The following is a 3207-nucleotide window of genomic DNA, read 5'->3' as shown; positions in this document are numbered from 1 at the left end:
CGATGCCGCCGTCGACCGGATTGCCGACAAAGGCTTCAATCCGGAGTTTGGAGCCAGACCGGTCAAAAGAGTCATCCAGAGGGAAGTGCTCAACGAATTGAGCAAGGCTGTCCTGAGCGGAAAAGTCAATGCGGACCGACCCGTCAGAATCGATGTCGATGCCGACGGAAACTCCCTGGTGTTTACCAACTAAAAACAGTTCAATATAAGGGAAATCCGATCGAAGTCAACCTCAAGATTAAAAGAAGCTCATCATCTTATCCGAGATGACGGGCTTCTTTTTTTGTCTTTTTGTAACCTCAATGCAATTATATGAGATCGTCAACTTGAGCTTTGACGTAATGGATAAGATCGGTAGGTGCAATTGATTAGTGGAGACAATCATTTTGAGTTGATGTAAGATAACTTTTGACAACACTGGGCTGTATCAAAATTACATTCGTAGCAGATTAACTCATTTGTAAAGAACAATCGCTATCATTGAGTTTTAGCTCTTTGATAGCGATCGTTTTTTGGGGGTTAAAAGGGGTGTTTTATAGACCAAAGATCTTCATATCTTCTTCCACAGTATTGATACCGGCTATACCAAACTCTTCAATCAAAATCGTGGCAATATCAGGTGATAAGAATGCAGGCAAGGATGGACCGAGGTGGATGTTTTTTACACCAAGAGATAGCAGTGCCAATAAGACAATCACTGCTTTTTGTTCATACCAAGCTATGTTGTAAGATATGGGCAAGTCATTGATGTCATTCAGAGCAAAAACCTCTTTGAGCTTCATTGCAATCACAGCAAGCGAATAGCTGTCATTGCACTGTCCTGCATCCAAAACTCGAGGAATACCGGCAATATCTCCAAGTGGCAATTTATTATAACGATATTTGGCACATCCCGCAGTTAATATGACACAATCTTTGGGCAACTTCTCTGCAAATTCCGTATAATAGCTCCTTCCACGCATCCTTCCATCGCACCCGGCCATAACAATAAATCTCTTTATCGAACCATCCTTTACAGCTGCAACCACTTTGTCAAGAAGTTGGAAGACTTGATGGTGGGCAAAACCTCCAACAATAGTACCGGTTTCAATTTCGGTAGGAGCTTTGCAATGTTTTGCCAGTTCGATTATTTCCGAATAGTCTTTGTGACCATCTTTGTCCGATAAGATATGGCGACATCCGGGAAATCCGGTAGCATTGCTTGTAAAGATTCTATCCTTATAGTCATCTCTTTCTGTAGGTGGAACGATGCAGTTTGTGGTAAATAAAATTGGACCATTGAACTTCGAAAACTCTTCCCTCTGTTTCCACCAAGCGTTGCCATAATTTCCAATAAAATGCTTAAACCTCTTGAACTTAGGATAATAGTTTGCCGGCAACATTTCGCCATGAGTATAGACATCGACACCTGTTCCCTCTGTTTGTTTCAAAAGTTGCTCCATATCATGCAAATCATGTCCACTTATCAATATGCCCGGCCTATCACCAACGCCAATATTGACAGAAGTGACTCGAGGATGACCATATTGATTTGTATTGGCCTGATCCAACAATGCCATTACTTTCACACCATATTCTCCGGTTTGAATAGTTAGCTCTAACAAAGACTGCATTGAGACTTTATCTACAGTCATTACCTTGATTGTGTGCTGAATAAAGGCATGAATTGAATAATCATCATATCCAAGACGCATTGCATGCTCTAAGTACGCTGCCATTCCTTTTAGTCCATACAAAATGAGTTCTTTTAGAGATCTCAAATTGATATCTTTCTCTCTTAATACTCCAACCTCTTTTGCTTTTTGGTCATATTCAGTAAAAGATCCATTCCAATCCAATTCATCAATTATAGGAAGTGAGATGTTATGTTTGTTGGCTTCTAACTTTAGCTTATCACGCAAAGAAAGCCCTTGTTCAAACTTCTTTATGATACTTTTTTCATCAAAGTTGGCATTTGTAATAGTTGTAAACAAAGCATCTGTAATGAAATGATTTACTTTATCCGTAATCGCAACTCCATTGTTGCGTAAAGCATCTGCCACAATTGATATAGCTCTAACTGAAAAAAGGAGCAAATCCATCGATGCAGAAGTTGCACTATTTTTTCCACATATTCCTTTTAGAATACACGCTTTGCCATTGGCGGTTTCCTGACACTGATAACAAAACATCTGATTCTGTTCCATATCTATCTTTTATCTTGTATTACTGATTCCAATTATTTTATCTTTGGCAAAGGTAGATGGGACGATCCCATTATTTGGTAACATATGTTACATGTCAGAAGATATTTAATGAAGATATTTTTGATTTGTTCTACAATCAATAAGAGACTGTAGTTTCAAAAGCAATATTCCAAGAAAATAAATAGAGTAGAGGTATGGGTTGTATTTATGACATGCAGAGTTTTTCCCTGTTTCAAGGATGTGGAATAGAAGACTTCGAGGCTTTAGAAAAACTGGTCCCATGTCGTCTCACATCATACAATAAGGGCGACATCGTGGCCATTCAAAATGAAAAATGCAAGTCATTGATGTTGCTTTGCTCCGGATCTTTGTCTGCAAAGATGATAGGTGAAGAAGGGAAGGAGATAACGGTGGAGGTATTAAGAGCGCCCGAAGTATTAGCTGCGGCATTTATGTATAGCAGTGATAATAGATTCCCGGTGACACTTTACGTAGAAGAAGAGGTGACAATTTGTTCTATTGCCAAAGCAACATTTCTTGACCTTCTTCATGACAATCAGACACTATTACTAAACTTTATAAGACATATCTCTGATCGAAGTGTTTTCTTAAGTCGAAAGTTTAATGAGTTTGCTTTGCTTTCTCTCACTGAGCGAATCATCTCATATCTAAATAGACATAAATACATACTGAATATTCAAGAAGCATCATTAATTCTTGGTGTGGCGAGACCTTCTCTTTCAAGAGCAATTACCTTATTGGTTGATGCCGGAAAGATAAAAAGAGATAAGAATGGATATTGTCTTACGAAATGATACTAAAATCAGTTTGTAAGTAAACAAGATAAATCGCATCAATTTTTATCTTTGAGCTATTTCATATATCAACATATAGCATTAGAAGCTGTTTAAAAATTATTCAGAGAATTTATTAAGCAATATTTTGCAGAAAGCAAGTTGAACCATAGCCTCTGCAGTAGCGGCATGAAACTCATAATCAATCGTCAGTCTTCTAAAATTTT

The 3207-nt window shown here is 38.1% G+C and carries 3 protein-coding genes; 2 read left to right on the top strand and 1 reads right to left on the bottom strand.

Annotated elements, in window-relative coordinates:
- The coding region (locus ACFO3G_RS03545) for a hypothetical protein (RefSeq protein ID WP_380078048.1) at positions 1 to 193 on the top strand (193 nt) is incomplete at its 5' end.
- 340 nt (positions 194 to 533) lie between these two features.
- On the opposite strand, the gene hcp is transcribed toward ACFO3G_RS03545, so the two are convergent.
- The gene (hcp, locus tag ACFO3G_RS03540) at positions 534 to 2186 is read right to left on the bottom strand and encodes a hydroxylamine reductase (RefSeq protein ID WP_380078046.1); all 1653 of its coding nucleotides are present in this window, start codon (positions 2184 to 2186) and stop codon (positions 534 to 536) included.
- A gap of 194 nt (positions 2187 to 2380) precedes the next feature.
- Between hcp and ACFO3G_RS03535 the strand changes: the two genes are divergently transcribed.
- A complete protein-coding gene (locus ACFO3G_RS03535) occupies positions 2381 to 3001 on the top strand; it encodes a Crp/Fnr family transcriptional regulator (RefSeq protein ID WP_380078044.1) in 621 nt (206 codons plus the stop codon).
- Positions 3002 to 3207: the final 206 nt, after the last annotated feature.

The organism is Falsiporphyromonas endometrii (genome assembly GCF_042654485.1).
Taxonomy (GTDB): domain Bacteria; phylum Bacteroidota; class Bacteroidia; order Bacteroidales; family Porphyromonadaceae; genus Porphyromonas; species Porphyromonas endometrii.
Note: the sequence above shows the minus strand (reverse complement) of the source record. Positions and strands in the feature narration are given on the sequence as shown.